The sequence below is a fragment of the Calidithermus chliarophilus DSM 9957 genome (assembly GCF_000430045.1).
GTDB classification, from domain to species: Bacteria; Deinococcota; Deinococci; order Deinococcales; family Thermaceae; genus Calidithermus; species Calidithermus chliarophilus.
Window position 1 is genome coordinate 1702472 of the sequence record NZ_KE387023.1, and the last position, 19068, is coordinate 1721539.

A 19068-nucleotide genomic window follows, 5' to 3' on the forward strand; every position below is an offset into this window, starting at 1 on the left:
CTGCGCCACCCCGCCCACCCCCTCCCGCGTGAGCCGCACACCCCGGCCGGGGCGGGGCAGCCCAAGCCGAGCGGGTGTCCCCTGGGGGGTGGGGCTGTAGTCGGCCTGCGGGGCGGGCACAACCCCAGTGGATGATCGATCCCAACAAGGCGTCTTGCGTCTTGCGCTTTGCGTACGACGTACGACGTACGACCTATCCCCAGCGTCCGGCGCTCGGCGCCCTTACCCCTACTTCCGCTCCTGCACCCGCTTGTGCATCTGTGCGATCAGCTCGCCCACGGGCAGCGTGCGCTGTTCTTTGGCGTGGCGCTCGCGTAGGTTTACGGTGCCGGACTCGGCTTCCTTGTCGCCTACGACCAGGATCAGGGGGATCTTCTGGAGCTCAGCGTCGCGGATCTTGGCGTTCATGCGCTCGCTGCGGTCGTCGATCTCGACGCGGAGCTTGTTCTGGCGCATCTGGGCGGCGATCTGCTGGGCGTACCCCAGGTGCCGGTCGGCGATGGGGACGATGACGGCCTGGACGGGGGAGAGCCACAGGGGGAAGTTGCCGGCGGTGTGCTCGAGGTAGAAGGCGAAGAAGCGGTCGAAGGAGCCCATGATGGCGCGGTGGATGATGACGGGGGTCTCCCGCTCGCCCTTCTCGTTGGTGAACTCCAGGCTGAAGCGGGTGCCGCTGATGAAGTCGAGCTGGTTGGTGGCGATGGACTCCTCCTTGCCCAGCACCGTGCGCAACTGCACGTCGAGCTTGGGGCCGTAGAAGGTGGCCTCGCCGATGCCCTCGACGTACTGGGCACCGGTCTCCTCGAGCGCGGCCCGGATGGCGGCGATGGCCTCGTCCCAGTGGGGGCCGGGCTCGCCGAACTTGGCGGGGTTGTTCTCGAAGTCGGGGAGGGAGAGGCGGAACCAGTAGTCGCTGATGCCGAAGTCCTTGTAGACCTCGTCGAAGAGCTGGATCACGCGGATGAACTCGTCCTTGACCTGGCTCTTCGAGCAGTAGATGTGGGCGTCGTTCTGGGTGAAGCCGCGCACCCGCGCCAGCCCCGAGAGCGTGCCCGAGAGTTCGAAGCGGTAGACGGTGCCGAACTCGGCCAGGCGCAGCGGCAGGTCGCGGTAGCTCTTGAGCCGCGCCTTGTAGATCATGTGGTGGTGCGGGCAGTTCATGGGCTTGAGGTAGTACTCCTCGCCCTCGATCTCGATGGGGGCGTACATGTCGTCCTTGTAGTACGGCAGGTGCCCCGAGGTGTAGTAGAGCTTGGAGTTGGCGATGTGCGGCGTGATGACGTGGTCGTAGCCGTGCTCGAGCTCCTTCTCGTACATGTACTGCTCGAGCTGCCGCCGGATGAAGGCCCCCTTGGGCAGCCACAGCGGCAGGCCCTTGCCCACCTCCTCGCTGATGGTGAAGAGGTCGAGCTCGGCCCCGAGCTTGCGGTGGTCGCGCTTCTTGGCCTCCTCCTGTTGCCAGAGGTAGTGCTCGAGCTCTTCCTTGGTGCGGAAGGCGATGCCGTAGATGCGCTGGAGCATGGGGCGGCTCGAGTCGCCGCGCCAGTAGGCCCCGGCCAGCGAGGTGAGCTTGAAGTGCGGCGGGATGCGGCCCGTGCTCGGCACGTGGGGCCCGCGGCAGAGGTCGGTGAAGCCGTAGCGCTCGTCGCCCTGCTTGTAGAAGCTGATCTCCTCGCCCTCGGGGAGGTCCCGGATCAGCTCGGTCTTGTAGGGGTCCACGCCCTCGAAGCGCTTGAGGGCCTCCTCGCGCGGCAGGACGAAGCGCTGCAGCGGCAGGTCGTCGGCCACGATGCGGCGCATCCGCTCCTCGATGAGGGGCAGGTCTTCCTCGCGCAGCGGGGTCGGGGCGTCGATGTCGTAGTAGAAGCCGTTCTCGATCACCGGCCCGATGGCGAGCTTGACGTCCTCGGGCTTGAAGCCGCGCTCGGCGTAGAGCTCGCGCACCGCCTGGGCCATCACGTGGGCGAGGGTGTGGCGGAAGAGGGGCTGGTACTCGGGGTCCTTCTCGGTGAGGATCTTGATCTTCGCGCCGCTGGCCCCTTCCGGCAGGGGTTTGAGCAGGTCGTAGAGGTCGCCGTCCACGATGGCGCCGATGGCGGCCTTGGCGAGCCCCGGCCCGATGGCCTGGGCGGCGTCCCTGGCCGTCGCACCCTGGGGGAGCTCGAGTTGTTTTCCGTCGGGCAGCACTACGTTCATTCTTCCTCCGCTCGCGCAGGCGCGGCGCCTGCTACAGAAAAAAAGTCCGGCTCGCATTCTACGCGAGCCGGGAGGACCTCCGAAACCTTAGCGGCCTAGAAGTCCTCCCGGCGTCGAGTAGTGGTGGCGAGTCGGAACATCTTGCAGGCCAGTGTAGGGCGTGGGGGGGCTAGCGTCAAATTGGGGGTGGGTGGCCGGACGCGCAGCGCGGGTCGTACGTCGTACGCGAGACGCCAAACGCCGAACGCCGAACGCCAAACGCCGAACGCGAGATGCAAGACGCAAGACGCCAAACGCCAAACGCAAGACGCAAGACGCAAGACGCCTTGTTCCCCCTTAGCAAGGGGGGCTGGGGGGGATATTCCCTCCCCGCCGGCGGGGAGGGTTGGGGAGGGGTTCCCACGAGCCACAGGCCACTAGCCTTTGGCTGACGGCTGACGGCTCATACCAGATTCGGTCAGTTCGTTCCCGAATGGGGACGACCTGACCCGACCGAAGGGATACGCTTTCTTCGCCGACCGTCAGGGAGGGGTGTGCTCTAGGATTCAAAAAGATAGCCTCTGAAGGTCTTTGGTTTGGGTGATTATCTTTTTGAATCCGGTATCAAACCCTCCCCTCGAGCTTCCGCCCCGCGTATAGTCCCCAGCCGTAGCAGCCCGCTGCTACCAGCAGGGGCGCGGCGTAGCCCAGACCGTCGGCCAGGAGGCCGCCCAGGACGGGGGAGAAGGAGACGACGCCGACGACGGTGTTGGCTAAGCCGATGTAGGAGCTGCGGTTTTGGGGGTCGGCGGTGTTGAGGAGGTAGGTGGTGCTGCCCAGGCCCAGCGCGGCGAGGTAGGTGCCCTGGAGCAGGAACACCAGGCCGAAGGCGCCGGGCGGCAGGAGCAGGGCCAGGATGGGGGTGACCATGCCCAGGCTCGCGCCGCTGAGGATGAGCAGCTTGGAGCCGTAGCGCTGGGACAGGCGCACCCACAGCAGGTTGGAGAGCACGCTGGCGAGGGTGTAGAGCGTGAGGTAGAGGCCGATCTCGCTGCTCTGGCCCAGCTTGCGCACGGCGTAGGCGGCGTAGAAGGGTTCGGTCATGGAGGCCACGGCGAAGAGCACCCGCACGCGCAGGAAGCGGCGGAAGGCGAAGTCCTTGAGGGGGAGGCTCAGGCGGATGCGCTCGGCGGGGCGGCCCTCGTCGGGGGGCTCGTGGCTGAGGCCGAAGAGGTACCAGCCGATGCCGAAGGAGAGCGTGCCCAGGGTGAAGAGGATGGCGTAGGGGATGGGGAAGGGCAGCGGCGTGCCCAGCAGGAAGCGCACCAGGATCCCGGCCAGGAAGGCCAGCAGCCCGCCCACCAGGTTGCGCCCGCCGAAGAGGGCGGCCCGGCGCTCCATGGGGATGGTCTTGGCGACGGTCTCCCAGAAGGGCAGCGAGGAGAAGCCCGTGACCAGGCCGTTGAGGGCCAGCCCGAGCACGAAGCACGCGAGCAGCAGGTCGGGGCGGTTGCCCAGCGCGAAGGAGGCCAGGGCGATGAAGGCCAGGCTCGAGACCCGCAGCACCGCCACCCGCCGGTAGAGCACCACCTTGACCGGCATCCGGGCCACGTAGGGCGCTACGAAGGCCTGGGGGATCATCGAGCCCGCGCTCAGCAGCGCCGGCAGCAGCCCGATGACGGTGTTGGGCGCGCCCAGCTTGGCGGCGAAGCTCGACAGCACGATGGAGGCGTTAAAAAAGGCGTCGCCTAGGAAGACGAACCACCCATTGAGCATCGCCAGACGGTAATTGCGGTCGCTGAAGTCTATGATACGCCGGATGTCGTCGCTGATCCTCGCCACGCTCGGTCCCTTTCACATCTTGCACCCGCGCTACAACGCGGTCACGCTGCGGGAACTGGTCCAGGCCCACAGCCCTACCAAGATACTCCTCGCCTCCTACGGCCCGCAGGAATTGGCCGAAGGCCGCTGGCGCGAGGCGGGCGAACTCGCCCTCTTCCACCTTCTGCCGTGGGCCGAGGCCCGCGGTGTGCCGGTCGAGGCGCTGGACGCGCTTGAGCACCTGCGCGCCGAGGGCGAGCAGTTCCGCGAGGCGCTGGCGCAGTACCCGCGGGGCCAGGAACTGCTCGAGCAGGCGGCCGGGCTCGAGGCCGGGCTCCAGGCCGTGCTGACCCAGCCCAAGGCCCCGGCGGAGTGGGCCGCTTCCGGGGTGCTCGAGCCGGTGCGGGCTTACCTCGAGGGCCTGGCCCGGTTGTTCGGGGAGGGGCCGGGCACCGGGCACCGCCGGCGGCGGGTGGAGCAGGTGGCGGCCCGCCTGCAGGGCCTCCCCGAGGGCCGCTACGTGGTGCTGGCCGACGTGCTCGACTACGCGCTGCTGCTGGAGCAGGTCCCCGGCCTGCAGACTGCCCCCGAGCACGCGCCCGGCGAGGCCGAGCGGCAGCGCAGCGTGCTCGACCGGGCCTGGCGGCTGGAGGAGGGCGACGACTGGGCGGCGCTGCTGCGGCAGCTCCAGGAGGTCGAGGGCCCCGAGGCCATGTACTGCGCGGCCCAGATCTACCTGGCGGCGGGGCAGCTCGAGGACGCTTTCGTCCTGCTCGAGCAGCTCGTCCACACCGACTTCCAGCACCCCGCCTACCTGCCGGGCTACACCCTCGCCCGCTACGGCCAGGTCGCCGACGTGCTGGGGCAGCGCGAGAAGGCCCTGCGGGCCTACCAGGCCACGCTGGCGCTGTCGTGGGTGCCCCAGGAGGCCCGCGAGATCGCCCTGGCGGGCCAGCGCACGCCCTTCAAGCTCGGCTGAAGGGCCGGGCTTGCCGTTCCATGAGCCCGTGGCGCTTAGCTGGCCTTAACCCCGGCGCTAATTGAGTCATACGCTCACAAAATTGCCCCCCGGCTTCTCCTAGGCTTGGCTGCAAAAGTTGGGAGGGAAGCATGCGGCAGTGGATTTCGCGGTTGATTGTGGCGCTCGGGATTGGGCTCATCCTCGCGGGGGCGTACGCCATCGCCCTGGCCGACGGGCTGCGGGGGGCCTCGATGGCGGGCGGCGGGCTGGTGCTGGTGATCGGGGCGGCCAACGCCCTGGTGTCCAAGCTGGGCGAATAGACCTCCGGACGGCGTGACGGCTTGTGGGGCGGGCGGGGTGCCCGCCCCGCTGCTTTACGGCCGGCGGTATATGAACGCGAATTTAATGCTCGGCGGTCAAGTTTTGCGAAAGAATCCTGGCCGCTCAATAGAATGGGCGCCATGCCGCGTTTGCTTGCGCTGGTGGTGGTGCTCGGCCTGGCGTTGGCCAGCCCCGCCCAGCAACTCTTCGACCAGGCCGTCGGCCTGCTGAACACGCTCTACTACGGGGTTTCCCCCCTCAAACCCGCCGACCTGGCACCCAAGTACCGGCTGCGCCTGGAGGAGGCCTGCAAGGCCCAGGCCGAGTGCGCCTACGGCACCGGCGCGGAGGTCATCGTCGAGCTGCTGCGCGAGCTGGGCGACAAGCACACCAACTACTACTCGCCCGAGCGCTACCGCGAACACCAGGCCGCCCTCAGCGGCGGGACCAGCGACAAGCCCCGGCTGGGGCTGCAACTGGGCTACCTCGAGGCCTACGACGGCGTGATCGTGCTCGACGTCTACGGCGGCAGCCCCGCGGAGATGGCGGGCCTGAAGCGCGGCGACCGCATCGTGGCGGTCAACGACCAGCCCTTCCCCCAGGAGCTCACCCGGCGGGTGCCCTTCCTCAACGAGGCCACCGCCGCGGGCCAGGCCCTGCGGCTGAGCGTGGTCCGGGCGGGGCAGTTGCTCGACCTCCCCGTGCAGCCCGCCCGCATCAGCCTGCAGCGCCTTCCCAGCCTCACCCTGCGCGACGACGGCGTGGCGGTGCTGCGCATCCCCAGCTTCCTGGGCTCGCAGGTCATCGGCACCCGCGTGCACGAGCTGGTGCGCCAGGCCCAGGCCGCCGGGGCCCGCTCGATGATCGTGGACCTGCGCGGCAACGGCGGGGGCTTAGTGACGGAGTGCATCACGGCCGCCGCGGCCTTCACCGGCGAGACCTACCGCCGCCTGCAGCGCGCCGTGGGCTTCACCGAGTACGGCTTCCGCAACGGCCAGACCTACCTGGGCAGCGGCGGGCAGCGCAGCGTGTTCTACAGCCTCGAGCCCGCCCGCTGGAACGGCTCGGCGGTGGTGCTGGTCAACAAGTCCACCGGCTCGTGCGCCGAGTACTTCGCCTTCGACCTGCAGGACGCGGGCTACCCGGTGATCGGGGAGGCCACGGCCGGGGTGGGCAACACCGTGACCAGCTTCTACAACCTCGCCAACGGCGGGGCGCTGCAGATCACCACCACCCAGGTGCTGCGCCGCGACGGCCGCCCCTACCCCGACGCCGTGACTCCCGACCAGGTCCTCGCCGACGACCTCGAGGCCCTCCTCAAAGGCCGCGACGCCCTGCTGGAGGCCGGGGTGCAGCGCCTGGCCGCGATGGCGGCCGGAAAGCCCTTGCCCCGCAACGGCGTGCTGCAAGCCCCGGCAAAGTGAGGCCGGCCCTCGCGGGAGGGGTCGGGGTCGGCTAAAGTCGAGGCATGACCCAACCGGGAGCGTTCGCGCCTAGGGCGCGCGGGAGGGGTGTGACGCTGCGCCACGCCCTGCGGCTATGGCTGTGGGGGCTGGTGCTCGTCCTGTCGGCGGCCTGGGCCAGCCCGGCCCAGGACCTCTTCGACCAGGCCATGAACCTGCTCATCACCCGCTACGCCGGGATCTCCGCCACGCCGCCTTCCGCCCTGCAACCGAAGTACCAGGCCCGCCTGAGCGAGCTGTGCCAGGGCCAGGCCGACTGCCCGTACGACAAGGCGGTGGCGGTGCTGGGCGAGCTGGTGGGCGAGCTCGCCGACGCCCACACCCGCTACCTCTCGCCCGAGCGGCTGCGCGAGGTGCAGCGCGTGTTCCAGGGCGCCGAGAGCGAGCGGCCGGGCCTGGGGGCCAGCCTGCGGGCGGTGGAGGGGCTCGAGGGCTTGCTGGTGCTCGAGGTCTTCGACCAGAGCCCCGCCCAGCAGGCCGGGCTCAGGCGCGGCGACCGCGTCGTGGCGGTCAACCGGCAGCCGCTGCCCGCCGCCAACGCCGAGCGGGTGGCCTTCCTCGAGGCCCGCGTGGCCGAGGGCGGCCCGCTGGTGCTCGAGGTGCTGCGAGCCGGGGCCCGGCTGGAGCTCACCCTCACGCCGCAGCGCTTCTCCCTGCGCCAGCTCCCCTCCCTGAGGGTGCTCGAGGACGGCGTGGCGGTGCTGCGCATCCCCTCCTTCGCCACCCCCGGCACCGGGCGGCGCGTCCACACGCTGGTGGGCGACGCCATGGAGCAGGGCGCCCGCGCCATGATCGTGGACCTGCGCGACAACTCCGGCGGTTCGGCCCAGGAGTGCCAGAGCGCGGCGGGGGCTTTCGTGGGCGAGACCTACCGCAAGTTCCAGAGCGCGAACTCGACGGTCGAGTGGAGCTTCCGCAACGGGGTGTGGTACTCGAGGGAGGGCGGCCAGGAGCGGGCGCGCTTCCTCTTCGAGCCCGTGCGCTGGCAGGGCCCGGCGGTGGTGCTGGTCAACGGCCGGAGCGCCTCCTGCGCCGAGTACTTCGCCTTCGACCTGCAGGACGCGGGCTACCCGGTGGTCGGGGAGCCCACCCGGGGCGTCGCCAACACCTCGACCGGCTTTTTCCTGCTGCCCAACGGCGGCGGCCTGCAGATCTCGGTGAGCCGCGCCCTGCGCGCCGACGGGAGCCTCTACCCCGACCGCCTGACCCCCAACGTGCTCATCCCCGACGACCTCAAGGCGCTGGCAGAAGGCCGGGACGTGCTGATGGAGCGGGCCCTGGAGCAGTTGCGGGTGCCGGCGCACGTCGGGCGTCGGGGGGTGGGGGTGGCGGTGGTATATAGCTGATGGCTGAGCGCCGGACGCCGATAGCTGATAGCCGATAGCCAAACGCTAAACGCAGAACGCGGGTCGTACGTCCTACGCCGTACGCCGAACGCCAAACGCAAGACGCAAAACGCAAGACGCAAGACGCAAAACGCAAGACGCAAGACGCAAAACGCAAGACGCCATATTCCCCCCTTAGCAAGGGGGGCTGGGGGGGATAAACCCTCCCCGCACGCGGGGAGGGAAGGGGAGGGGTGAACCGCGAGCCACTAGCCTCCTGCTGATGGCTGATAGCTGACAGCTTATTGCTTACCGCTTCCCGTCCCCTGACGGCTGAGCGCCGCCAGAATCACCTCCACCAGCTCGTCGGCGCCGGGTTTGGCCTCGAGCTCTCCCAGGCGTTTGCGGATGTGGGCCTGGGAGGCGGGTTGGAGCGTCTCGAGCGCGGCCTGGGCTACGTCGGTGGGGCTGAAGATGCCGCGCATCTCGGGGTAGAGGCGTTCGCCGAGGTACTGGTTGGGCAGGGCCAGGTGGGGGATGCGGGCCTCGAGGCGGCGCACGATCTCGTGGCGCAGCCGCTTGCCGCCGGGGAGCAGGCCGATCCAGTGCAGGATGCCCTCGATGGGCACGGGGATGGCTTCGGGCTTGTGCAGGGGCAGCAGCACCACGGCGGGGAGGCCCAGGAAGCCCATCTCGAGGGTGCTGGTGCCGGGGATGGTGAGGGCCAGCTTCGCCTGGCGCATGACCCCGTAGCGCAGGTCCTCGTCGAGCACCGCGACCTCGAGGCCCCCCTCGCTCACCACCCGGTCGCCCCGCAAGGTGCCGCCCACCCCGCCGAACTCGCGCACCAGGCGGGCCGAAAGCCCCTCCTCGACGGAGCGCTGGGTGAGCAGGCGGCTCTTGACCCAGGCGAAGCGCAGCCCGGGCCGGGCGGCGGCGATGTGCTCGGCGGCGGCCAGCATGAAGCCCAGCATGTACTTCACCGCGAAGGGGCGGCTGCTGGGGAAGAGCAGCACGTCGGCCTGGGGCCAGGAGGCCCCCGCGCGCAGGGCGTCCTCGAGGGCGTCGACGACGAGGTTGCCCACCGCCCGCACCTCACCGGGCCGGGCGCCGCGCCTCAGGGCCTGCTGCACGCTGCGTTCGGAGTCGAGGAGGTAGGCCTCGAGGCCGCGCCGCCAGGCCTTCCCGTTGAAGCTGTAGGCATACGCCGGGTAACCGGTGGCCCGCCCCAGGAGCACCGCGTCGCGGGGGGCCCCGCCCAGCATCAGCACCACGCCGCGCCCCCCGCGCTTGCCCCGGGCCAGGCGGGCCAGGAAGTCGGTCCGGCCCGAGATGGCGTCCAGCGGCAGTTGCCGGGCCTTGGTCTCCTCGGTCCCCGTGGCGAACTGGTCCCGGATCAGGAAAAGCTCGATCCGAGCCCCAGGCACCCGCTCGCGCAGCCGCCGCAACACCGGGGGCACCCAGGTCGAGAGCTCGCCAGGCCCGTTGGTCAGCAGAAGGATCTCGTCCAGCGCCATCGGGCCGATTGTAACGCGCTCAGGGGGTGAGGTAAGCCGTCAGCGGTCAGCGAAAGGCTCGTGGCTCGTGGCGAAAGGAACCCCTCCCCGCACGCGGAGTAGGGGTATCCCCCCTGGCCCCCCTTGCTAAGGGGGGTGAAGAAAGGGCGTTTTGCGTTTGGCGTCTTGCGTTTGGCTACCGGCTATTGGCTATCGACCATCGACCATCGACCATCGACCCTCACCGCGGAAAAACCCGCAAAACCCCGTCCTCCACGCTGATCAGCACCGTGGTCTCCGTGCTGGTGGGGCCGTTGGGGGTGATGGCCTCGGCAACGAACTCGAGGATCGCCACGTTGTTGTTGCCCTTGGGCTCGGCCATCACCATCGTCGTGTCGAAGTCGGCGCGTTCGTTGGGGCGTAGCTCGCTGACCCACTGCTGGTAGATCTCGCGGTCGAGCACCACCACCTCCTGGCCCGGGGCCACGGGCTTGTACACGTCCTGCAACTGCCGGCGGCGCTGGCTCATCTTGTCCGGGGCGAAGCCGATGCGGGTGACGATGAGGTGGCCGGGGCCCAGGTTGTAGACCGAGATGGGGTCGATGACGTCGGTGGAGCGGCTGTGGGGCTGTCCGAGGATGAGGATCTGTCCGTGTGAGGTCAGTACGCGCTTCATCGAGCTTTCCTCCCGAAAATGGGTCCAGGCGCGCGGCGACCGGTGGGGAAGCGGGGGAGGGCGGAGCGGTCGTACAGGGGCGGCCTCGAGCCTCCGTGAACCAGGCTGAGCCTCCAGATTCATCCTGAATCCACAGTGCGATGTAGATTCTACTAGAGTCGCATGAGAGTGCCCGTCCTGTTCCGGCTGTTGCGCGCGTACTGGCCCTACCTCCTGCTCGCGGTGGGGGCCGCGCTGCTGCCCGCTTTGGCCCAGGCCCTGATCCCCTCCTGGCTGGTCCGGCCCCTCTTCGACGAGGTGCTGGCCCAGGGGCGCTTCGGGGAGCTGCCGCGCCTGCTGGGGCTGGGGCTGGGGCTCTTCGGGGTGCTGGCGGTGGGGGGCTATTTGCAAGAAGCCTGCGTGGGCTACCTCTCGGTGCGGCTGCCCAAGGACCTGCGCGAGCGGCTGCTCGAGCACCTGCTGCGCGTGGACTTGGCCCGCCTCGAGGCCTCGCCCGCGGCCCTCTCCGGGCGCATCCTGGCCGATCTGCGTGAGCTCGAGAGCTTCATCTTCTTCGGCTTGGGCACGGTGCTGATCCAGGGCCTCACCCTGCTGGCGCTGATCGCCCAGATGGTGCTGGCCTACGGCGAGCTCACGCTCTACCTGCTGTTGTGCCTGCCGGTGCTGGGGCTGCTGCTGGGCTGGGTGGGCCGCCAGGTCACGGCGCAGAGCGAGCGCACCCAGCAGGCCGCCGAGCGCCTGGCGGGGGGCATGGCCGAGGGCTTCGGGCGGCTGGAGCTTATCCGGGCGCTGGGGCTGGAGGGCTTCGCCCGCTCGCGCTTCGCCCGGCACAGCCAGCGGCACTTCGCGCTGGGCCTGCACCGGGTGCTCGTCGGCTCGCTGTACCTGCCGCTCTCGCAGCTCGCCACGGGCGCGATTTTGGTGCTGCTGCTCTTCCTGGGCGTGGGCCAGGTCGAGGCCGGGAAGCTCAGCCTGGGCGGCCTCACGGCCTACCTGGCCCTGCTGGCCCTGACCCTCACCCCCCTGCAGACGCTCTCGCGGGGCTGGATGCTGCTCGCCCAGGCCGAGGGCGCGGCGGGCCGGGTGATGGAGCTGCTGAGCCTGCCTGCCGCCACCGCCACGGGCACGCTACGGCCGGAACAGCTCGAGGGCCGCCTCGAGCTGCGCCACGTCCGCTTCGCCTACGCCGGCGAGCCGGTGCTCCAGGCCCTCGACCTCACCCTCGAGCCCGGCACCCTCACCGCGCTGGTGGGCCCCTCGGGCAGCGGCAAGAGCACGGTGCTGCGCCTGCTGCTGGGCCTGTACCGCCCGCAGGAGGGGGAAGTGCGGCTCGACGGGCGGGCGCTGCACGATTACGCCCCGGCCTTCTTGCAGGCCCAGGTGGCCTGGGTGCCCCAGGAGCCGCTGCTCTTCGGCGGCACGGTGCGGGAGAACCTCGAGGCCCTCGCCCCCGGCGCCTCCGGGGCGGGGATGGAGGCGGCCCTGCGCCAGGTGCGCCTGCTCGAGGAATTGCCCCACGGCCTCGACACCCCCCTGGGCGACGAGGGCACCGGGCTGTCGGTGGGCCAGCGGCAGCGGCTCGCGCTGGCGGCGGCGCTGCTGCGCGGGGCCCGCGTCCTGCTGCTCGACGAGCCCACCAGCGCCCTCGACCCCGCCGGCGAGGCGCGGGTGATGGCGGCGCTCGAGGCCGCCCGCCCCGGCCGCACCGTGCTGGTGGTGGCCCACCGGCTCTCCACCGTGCAGGCCGCCGACCGCATCGTGGTGCTGGAGGGGGGCCGGGTGGTCGAGCAGGGCCGCCACGCCCAACTCCTCGCGCACGGCGGCCTCTACGCCCAGCTCTGGCGGCAGGGCGGGGGGGTTTAGCCTGCTATCATCGGGCCTATGCAGAGCTACGTGAACAAGGCCCGCGGCGGGCGGGTCGTGCAGACCCCCTTCCTCGAGCCCGACCAGCAGGACGAACTGCGCCGCCAGGCCAAGGCCGAGGGCCTGCAACTGGAGTTCTTCGGCGGCCTGCCCATGGCCGAGCGCCAGGTGGCGGTGCTGTTCCCGCCCGAGGTCCCCCAGGTCTCCGACCCCACCAAGGTCGCGCTACTGAGCTTCGAGGGCGACCTCGAGGCCCTGGAGGACCGGCTGCGCGGCGTGCTCGAGCCGGGCTTGTTGGGCGACCTCGAGGAGGCCCGGGAGGCTTTCCTGGTCGTGACGCTGTCCAAGGGGCTCAAGGCCCTGCAGGAGGCCGGTTTCACGGTGCGGGAGGCGTTGCCCGAGGAATTGCCCAGGTCCCGCGAGCGCACCCGCAGCGTGGTGGTGCCCAGCCTGCGCGTGGACGCGGTGGGCTCGAAGGGCTTCGGCGTCTCGCGCAGCTACTTCGCCCAGGGCGTCAAGGCCGGGAAGGTCAAGATCGCGGGCAGGACGGTGAGCGCCAAGGACGAGGTGAAGGAGGGCGACACCCTGGTGGCCGAGGGCCTGGGGGTGCTGCGCGTAAAGCGGATGCTCGGCCAGACCAAGCGGGGCAACGTCAAGCTCGAGGTCGAGGTCCAGCGCTAGCCGCCCGCCGCCACAAACGCCTCTAACCCGCAACCGGTATACGCTGGAGCTACCGAGCGATCGGGCGGCGCGGGCATCCGGGCTCGACAAGGGAGAACTCCATGCGTGGCACCTTTCCTCAACTGTTCCTCGGCTTGCTGGCCCTGGCGGTGGCCCTGGTGCTCACCGGCTGGATGGCGGGGCGCGCGGTTGTCGAGGCCCGCAGCGACCAGACCATCAGCGTCACCGGCTCGGCCAAGAAGGCCATCCGCTCGGACAACGTGGTCTGGCGCGGGCGGCTCTACGCCGACGCCTTCAACGTGACCGAGGCCTACCAGCGCCTGCAGGGCTACGGCCAGAAGTTCCGCGCCGCCGTCGCCGCGCAGAACCTGGCGGGCCTCAAGCTCAGCACCATCAACACCGAGACCCTCTCCACCGAGGAGACCCGCCCCGACGGCAGCCGGGTGCAGCGGGCGGTCTACCGCCTCTCCCAGTCCTTCGAGCTCTCCAGCGAGGACGTCGACGGGGTGACGGCCGCCGCGGGCAAGGTGTCGGAGGCGGTGCTGGCCCAGGGGATTCCCCTCGAGTCCGACCTCCAGTACCTCTACACCAAGCTCCCCGAGTTGCGGCTGGAGATGCTCAAGGCCGCCACCGAGGACGCCCGCCTGCGGGCCGAGACCATCGCCCAGGGCACCGGCGGCCGCATCGGCGTGGCCCAGAGCGCGCGGATGGGGGTGTTCCAGATCACCCCGCGCAACACCACCCAGGTCGATGACTACGGCTCCTTCGACACCACCGCCATCGAGAAGGACATCACCGCCGTGGTAGGCGTGACGTTCAGGCTCGAGCGGTGAGGGATAGCGCCCTCACGGCTCACCGCCCTCCGCTTGCCGCCCCTACCGGGGCCGGGTAGACTCTTGGGCGGTATGGAACGCACCTACATCATGGTCAAACCCGACGGCGTGCGCCGCGGCCTCACCGGCGAGATCATCAACCGCATCGAGCGCAAGGGCTTCAAGATCGTCGCCATGAAGAAGATGGTCATCTCGCGCGAGACCGCCGAGACCCACTACGGCGAGCACAAGGGCAAACCCTTCTTCGACGGCCTGGTCAACTTCATCACCAGCGGTCCCGTGGTGGCGATGGTGGTCGAGGGCCCCCAGGCCATCAGCGAGATGCGCCGTCTGATGGGCGCGACCCGCCCCTGGGAGGCCGCCCCCGGCACCATCCGTGCCGACTTCGCCACCACCGTGGACGAGAACATCATCCACGGCTCCGACGGCCCCGAGAGCGCCGCCCGCGAGATCGGCATCTTCTTCAAGCCCGAAGAGATCATCGGCTGACCGGGACTCTCCGGCCAGCGTTCCGGCCTCCCCCGCTTGCGGGGAGGCCGGCTTGTTCACGCCCCGCTCGAGACGAGGGGAGAGCAAAAAGGGCGAGGCAGCGCCTCGCCCTTCGGGGTTTGGGGGTTCGGGGTTCAGGCAGCCTCGAGGTAGCCCGAGCGGCGCAGCTCTTCCTCCACGGCGGCGAGCACCTTGGGGTAGGCCTGCTCGAGGGTCATGCCGCGCAGGGTGGCCCCCGCCGCGGGCACGTGGCCCCCGCCGCCCAGCTTGACCGCGACGGCCTGGGCCGAGACCCCGCCCCGGCTGCGCAGGCTCACCTTGACGTCGGGGCCGCGCTGGCGCAGAAATACCGCGAGCTGCGAGCCCTCGGCGTAGCGGATCTGGCCCACGTAGTCGTCGGAGTCGTCCTCGTAGTCGCCGGGGGGCATGTGGGCGGTGACCACCAGGCCGCCGAAGTGGAACTGCACCGTCGAGAGCACCTGGGCCAGGCTGGTGAAGTAGGCCTGGGGGCGCCACTGGAGCCGGTCGGTGAGCTCGGCGTAGGGGACGCCGTGGGCGATGAGGTCGGCGGCGGTGTAGAGCAGCTCGGGGGTGGTGTTGGAGAAGCGGAAGTTGCCGGTGTCGGTGATGAGGCCGGTGAGGACCACGGTGGCCAGGTCGGGGGTCCAGGGCACCTCGAGCAGGTCGATGAGCTCCTTGACGATCTGGCAGGTGGCCGCCTTGGAGGGGTCCACGACCGCCAGGTTACCGAAGCGGGGGTTGGTGCCGTGGTGGTCGAGGTTGATCACGAAGCCCTCGACCGGGGCCCCCTCCACGCGGCTGGGCTCGGCGGCGTCCACCACGACCAGCGTGGTGCCCTCGGGCACGTGCTCGATGGGCGGGCTGGCCTCGCCCTCGCGGACCAGGAAGCTCAGGTAACGCGGCACCCGGGCGATCCAGGTGACCTGCTTGCCCAGCGCCTTGAGCGCCCGGGCCAACCCCAGGCTCGAGCCGATGGCGTCGCCGTCGGGGTCGACGTGCGAGACGACCACGATCGGGCCCTGGATGCCTTTGAGGGTGTCTGCCACTAATTGCAGCTTCGACCAATATTGAGGATCTGCTTGGTTGTGAATACCATCCATAACTCGCCCCACTATACGCCGGTTGGATGAGTATACCCCGATATGAACTCGCTCTATAGCAAAGCGGCCTCGAGCCCTTGCCCATGAGCTCCGGCGCTCTTGACATGAGAAACGGGGCTTTCTGGCCGGGGTCCGGCAACCTCCGGATAGCCGGAGGCCGGTCGGAGGGGCGAAACGCGCCGGGGCCCCGCGTTCGCCCCGGCCAAAGGCGGGGAGGGCGGGGGCTCGAGGCTATAATCCCCAGGGATGGAACGGCTGATCACTCCAACACTTTCCCTGCGCGGCCGCCTGCGGGTGCCCGGCGACAAGTCGGTGACCCACCGCGGCCTGATGCTGGGGGCCATGGCCGAGGGGGAGACCTGGCTCTACCACCCCCTCAAGGCCGGGGACACCCTCTCCACCGCGGCGGTGATGCGGGCGCTGGGGGCCGAGATTCACGAAGAGGGCGAGCACTTCCGCGTGCGCGGCGCGGGGCTGCAATTGCGCGAGCCCGCCGACGTCCTCGACTGCGGCAACGCCGGCACCCTGATCCGGCTGGTGAGCGGGCTGCTGTCGGGGCAGGAGGTCTTCAGCGTGCTCACCGGCGACGCCTCGCTCAAGCGCCGCCCCATGGGCCGGGTGACCGAGCCCCTGCGGCAGATGGGCGCGCGCATCGAGGGGCGCGAGGGCGGCAGGCTGGCCCCGCTGGCGATCCGGGGGGGCGGGCTGAAGGGCATCCGCTACGAGCTGCCCGTGCCCAGCGCCCAGGTCAAGAGCGCGGTGCTGCTGGCGGGCCTCTTCGCCGAGGGGGAGACGGTGGTGGTCGAGAAGGCTCCCACCCGCGACCACTCCGAGCGCATCTTCCGCCACTTCGGCCTGCCCATAACGGTCGAGGGCAACCAGATCCGCACCGAGCGGGCCAGACCCTACCCGGCCCGCGACCTCACCGTGCCTGGCGACATCAGCAGCGCGGCCTTCTTCATCGTGGCCGCCCTCATCACCCCCGACAGCGAGGTGACGCTCGAGGGCGTGGGGCTCAACCCCACCCGCACCGGCCTGCTCAGCGTGCTCAAGGAGATGGGCGCCGATCTCACCTGGGAGGTCACCGAGGGCCACGACGGCGAGCCGGTGGGTTGGATTCGGGCGCGCTCCTCGAGCCTCAAGGGCGTCGCGGTGGACCCGGCCCTCATCCCGCTGATGGTGGACGAGGTGCCCATCCTGGCCGCCGCGGCCGCCTGGGCCGAGGGCGAGACCTTCATCCCCAACCTCGAGGAATTGCGGGTCAAGGAGTCCGACCGGCTGGCGGCCATCGCCAAGAACCTGCACAACCTGGGCGTGAGGACGGAAGCGGGCCCCGACTGGATCCGCATCTGGGGCGGCTCGGTGCAGGGCGGGGGCGTGGTGGAGCCCTTCCACGACCACCGCATCGCCATGGCCTTCGCGGTGTGCGGGCTGCAGAAGGGCGTGACGGTGCAGGACGCACAGTGGGCCAGCATCTCCTTCCCGAGCTTCTGGGAGGACCTCGAGCGCCTGGCGGGCAAGGACTGAATCATGCCGGACGTCATCACCATCGACGGCCCCTCGGCCTCGGGCAAGTCGAGTGTGGCCCGGCGGGTCGCCGCCGAGCTGGGGCTGCCCTACGTCTCGAGCGGCCTGATCTACCGCGGCGTGACCTATCAGGTCGGGCGCTACGGCGTGGACCCCGAGGACGAGGCCGCCATCCTGCACCTGCTGAGCCACCACCCCATCCAGCTCGTGCCGCTGCCGGAGGGCAACCGCATGTTGGCGGAGGGGCAGGACGTGACCGCCCACATGCACACCCTCGAGATCGACCAGGCCGTCTCGGCGGTGGCCCGCCACCCCGAGGTGCGGGCCTACGTCTACCGCTCGCTGCGCTCCTTGCAGCCGCCCTTCGTGGTGGAGGGGCGGGACATGGGCAGCACGGTGTTTCCTGATGCGGCGCTCAAGTTCTACCTCACGGCCACGCCGGAGGTGCGAGCCAGGCGGCGGGTGGGGGAGCGCGACGCCGACTACCCGACGGTGCTGGCCGACCTCATCCGCCGCGACGCGGCCGACGCCAAGCAGATCCCTCCGGCCCCGGACGCCATCATCATCGACACGAGCGCGATGGGGCTCGAGGAGGTGGTGAACACGATCCTCGAGCGCATCCGCACACGGACCCCGTAGCGGCCTGGAGGGGTGAACTCGAGTTCATCCCTTCTCCTGCGGGGGGAGGGGGTTGGTTTGCGGTGCTTTGGTTTGGCGGTGTCGGTTCCGCCGTCAGGGGCCGGAGGGGGAGGCCATTCCACGTGGCGAGGGCATCGCGGTACGCGATCCGGCATACGCCGGAAACCTGCTCCCCCTGGGCTCCCCCGAGGGACTCGCGGACATGCCGCCGGGCCTCAGTGCCCGCGTGTGCGGGGGTGCGGGCCGCACCTTGACCCGGCGGCGTGCCCGTCTGCGCCACCTCCCTCACCCCCTCCCGCGTGAGCCGCACACCCCGGCCGGGGACGGGCCCGCAGGTCGAGCGGGTGTCCCCTGGGGAGTGGGGCTGTAGTTGGCCTGCGGGCGGGGCACAACCCAAGTGGATGATTTTTAGCTATCGGCTATCGGCTATCAGCTATGGGCTATCGACTATCGACCATCGACCCTAGACTTCCCCCACCTCTACCGCCGCCGCCAGCGCTGCTCCTAGCAGACCGGCCTCGGTGCCGAGTTGGGCTAGCTTGAGCGGGGGGGCGATCCAGCCCTCGAGGTAGTGGCGGTAGGTGGACTGCACCTCGTCGAGGTAGGCCTGGCCGGCGTTGAGGGCGATGCCGCCGCCCAGGACGATGACTTCGGGGTCGTAGACCTTGACCAGTGAGGCGAGGCCGATGCCGACGTAGTGGGCGGCTTGCAGGACGATGCGCTGGGCTTTGGATTCGCCAGACTGGAAGCGGGCGAAGAGTTCGCGGGTGCTGACTTCGGTCTTGTAGACGGCGTGGGCCATGCGCTCCATGGCGGGGCCGGTGGTGAGGGCCTCGAGGCAGCCCTCCAAGCCGCAGCCGCAGGCGGGGCCGCCGGGGAGCACGGTGATGTGCCCGACCTCGGCGCCCTGGCCGTGGGCGCCGCGCAGCACGCGGTTGCCCCACACGAAGCCGCCGCCGACGCCGGTGGAGACGGTGACGAACAGCGAGCTCTCGGCGCCGCGGGCGGCCCCCAGGAAGTGCTCGGCCAGCGCGGCGGCGTTGGCGTCGTTCTCGACGTAGACCGGCAGGCCGGAAGCGGCCTCGAGCAGGCTCCGGATCGGGAAATTGGTGAACCCGGCGATGTTGGGGGCGAACTTGATGACGCCCTGCTTGAAGTCCAGCGGGCCCGGCGTGCCCAGCCCGATGGCCTTGGCGACGGTCCCGGCGGCCTGCATGGCGCTGTGGGCCGCCGAGGCCATGGCCTCGATCACGGCCTGGCCGCCCGCCTCGGGGGTGGGCACGGTGATCTTGGAGTGGATGGCCCCGTCGGCGAAGACCCCTGCCGCGATCTTGGTCCCGCCCAGGTCGATTCCGACAACGCTCATGGCTCCTCCTGATGAGGGGGTTCTTGGGGCGGCGCCTCGCGCTCGAGCACGCGGTGGGCCTGGTCGAGCAGGTCGACCGGGACCCAAAGCGACACGTCGCCCATGTACGTCCCCATGTAAATCTCGATGATTCCTGCGTCGGTGAAGGGGGTTTCGATGTGAACGGGAATGCGGCCGGCCTCGAGCTGGGCCTTGAGGCCCTCGGCGTAGAGGCGGGGGAAGCTGCCCAGGAAGGCGTAGCGGTGGCCGCCGATCATCCGGGTCTTGGGCGGATCGTCCATCGCGTCCAGTTTATCGCCCATGCGCGGCCC

Annotated in this window: 17 protein-coding genes; 10 read left to right on the top strand and 7 right to left on the bottom strand. The window is 70.2% G+C overall.

The annotated features are described in order from the left end of the window. Nucleotides 1–228: 228 nt before the first annotated feature. A complete protein-coding gene (gene thrS, locus MEICH_RS0108380) occupies nucleotides 229–2196 on the bottom strand; it encodes a threonine--tRNA ligase (protein WP_027892231.1) in 1968 nt (655 codons plus the stop codon). A gap of 603 nt (nucleotides 2197–2799) precedes the next feature. Then, the gene (locus MEICH_RS0108385) at nucleotides 2800–3951 is read right to left on the bottom strand and encodes an MFS transporter (protein ID WP_051304052.1); all 1152 of its coding nucleotides are present in this window, start codon (nucleotides 3949–3951) and stop codon (nucleotides 2800–2802) included. Between the two features lie 43 nt (nucleotides 3952–3994). On the opposite strand from MEICH_RS0108385, the gene MEICH_RS0108390 reads away from it, so the two are divergent. The 4 genes from MEICH_RS0108390 (at nucleotide 3995) to MEICH_RS24310 (ending at nucleotide 8087) form a co-directional block, all read left to right on the top strand. Then, nucleotides 3995–4975, top strand: coding sequence for a hypothetical protein (locus MEICH_RS0108390; RefSeq protein ID WP_051304053.1), 981 nt, complete (start codon nucleotides 3995–3997; stop codon nucleotides 4973–4975). 131 nt (nucleotides 4976–5106) lie between these two features. After that, nucleotides 5107–5277 (top strand): hypothetical protein, encoded by a 171-nt coding sequence (locus MEICH_RS28535; RefSeq protein ID WP_157202677.1) that lies wholly within the window; start codon nucleotides 5107–5109, stop codon nucleotides 5275–5277. 141 nt (nucleotides 5278–5418) lie between these two features. Then, complete coding sequence (locus tag MEICH_RS24305) at nucleotides 5419–6702, top strand: S41 family peptidase (RefSeq protein WP_051304054.1); 1284 nt, start codon at nucleotides 5419–5421, stop codon at nucleotides 6700–6702. Nucleotides 6703–6791: 89 nt separating this feature from the next. Further along, entirely contained in the window at nucleotides 6792–8087 is a 1296-nt protein-coding gene (locus tag MEICH_RS24310; protein ID WP_245587635.1) for a S41 family peptidase, read from the top strand. Between the two features lie 281 nt (nucleotides 8088–8368). Here MEICH_RS24310 and MEICH_RS0108410 read toward each other — a convergent pair whose 3' ends face one another. Continuing rightward, nucleotides 8369–9583, bottom strand: a complete 1215-nt coding sequence (locus MEICH_RS0108410; RefSeq protein ID WP_051304056.1) for a glycosyltransferase family protein — start codon at nucleotides 9581–9583, stop codon at nucleotides 8369–8371. A gap of 220 nt (nucleotides 9584–9803) precedes the next feature. After that, nucleotides 9804–10238 (bottom strand): hypothetical protein, encoded by a 435-nt coding sequence (locus MEICH_RS0108415; protein WP_027892235.1) that lies wholly within the window; start codon nucleotides 10236–10238, stop codon nucleotides 9804–9806. Between the two features lie 162 nt (nucleotides 10239–10400). Here MEICH_RS0108415 and MEICH_RS0108420 point away from each other — a divergent pair, with 162 nt between their 5' ends. The 4 genes from MEICH_RS0108420 to ndk all read left to right on the top strand — a co-directional run bounded on the left by MEICH_RS0108420 (nucleotide 10401) and on the right by ndk (nucleotide 14104). Continuing rightward, nucleotides 10401–12101: an ABC transporter ATP-binding protein gene (locus MEICH_RS0108420; protein WP_027892236.1), complete on the top strand. Its 1701-nt coding sequence runs from the start codon at nucleotides 10401–10403 to the stop codon at nucleotides 12099–12101. Between the two features lie 18 nt (nucleotides 12102–12119). After that, nucleotides 12120–12782 (top strand): S4 domain-containing protein, encoded by a 663-nt coding sequence (locus tag MEICH_RS0108425; protein ID WP_027892237.1) that lies wholly within the window; start codon nucleotides 12120–12122, stop codon nucleotides 12780–12782. A gap of 101 nt (nucleotides 12783–12883) precedes the next feature. Then, complete coding sequence (locus MEICH_RS0108430) at nucleotides 12884–13615, top strand: SIMPL domain-containing protein (protein WP_027892238.1); 732 nt, start codon at nucleotides 12884–12886, stop codon at nucleotides 13613–13615. Between the two features lie 72 nt (nucleotides 13616–13687). Then, nucleotides 13688–14104: a nucleoside-diphosphate kinase gene (gene ndk, locus MEICH_RS0108435; RefSeq protein WP_027892239.1), complete on the top strand. Its 417-nt coding sequence runs from the start codon at nucleotides 13688–13690 to the stop codon at nucleotides 14102–14104. 134 nt (nucleotides 14105–14238) lie between these two features. Here ndk and MEICH_RS0108440 read toward each other — a convergent pair whose 3' ends face one another. Beyond that, nucleotides 14239–15225 carry a DHH family phosphoesterase gene (locus MEICH_RS0108440; RefSeq protein ID WP_027892240.1) on the bottom strand — a complete coding sequence of 329 codons (987 nt, stop codon included), beginning with the start codon at nucleotides 15223–15225 and terminating at the stop codon, nucleotides 14239–14241. 246 nt (nucleotides 15226–15471) lie between these two features. On the opposite strand from MEICH_RS0108440, the gene aroA reads away from it, so the two are divergent. Both aroA and cmk read left to right on the top strand, forming a co-directional pair. Continuing rightward, the gene (gene aroA / locus MEICH_RS0108445) at nucleotides 15472–16752 is read left to right on the top strand and encodes a 3-phosphoshikimate 1-carboxyvinyltransferase (RefSeq protein ID WP_027892241.1); all 1281 of its coding nucleotides are present in this window, start codon (nucleotides 15472–15474) and stop codon (nucleotides 16750–16752) included. A 3-nt stretch (nucleotides 16753–16755) separates the two neighbouring features. Beyond that, nucleotides 16756–17391 carry a (d)CMP kinase gene (gene cmk / locus MEICH_RS0108450; protein ID WP_027892242.1) on the top strand — a complete coding sequence of 212 codons (636 nt, stop codon included), beginning with the start codon at nucleotides 16756–16758 and terminating at the stop codon, nucleotides 17389–17391. Between the two features lie 463 nt (nucleotides 17392–17854). On the opposite strand, the gene MEICH_RS0108455 is transcribed toward cmk, so the two are convergent. Both MEICH_RS0108455 and MEICH_RS0108460 read right to left on the bottom strand, forming a co-directional pair. Further along, nucleotides 17855–18757: an ROK family protein gene (locus tag MEICH_RS0108455; protein ID WP_027892243.1), complete on the bottom strand. Its 903-nt coding sequence runs from the start codon at nucleotides 18755–18757 to the stop codon at nucleotides 17855–17857. Further along, nucleotides 18754–19059 carry a hypothetical protein gene (locus MEICH_RS0108460; RefSeq protein ID WP_420804463.1) on the bottom strand — a complete coding sequence of 102 codons (306 nt, stop codon included), beginning with the start codon at nucleotides 19057–19059 and terminating at the stop codon, nucleotides 18754–18756. Before MEICH_RS0108460 ends, MEICH_RS0108455 begins: the two co-directional genes overlap by 4 nt. Between the last annotated feature and the right edge of the window lie 9 nt (nucleotides 19060–19068).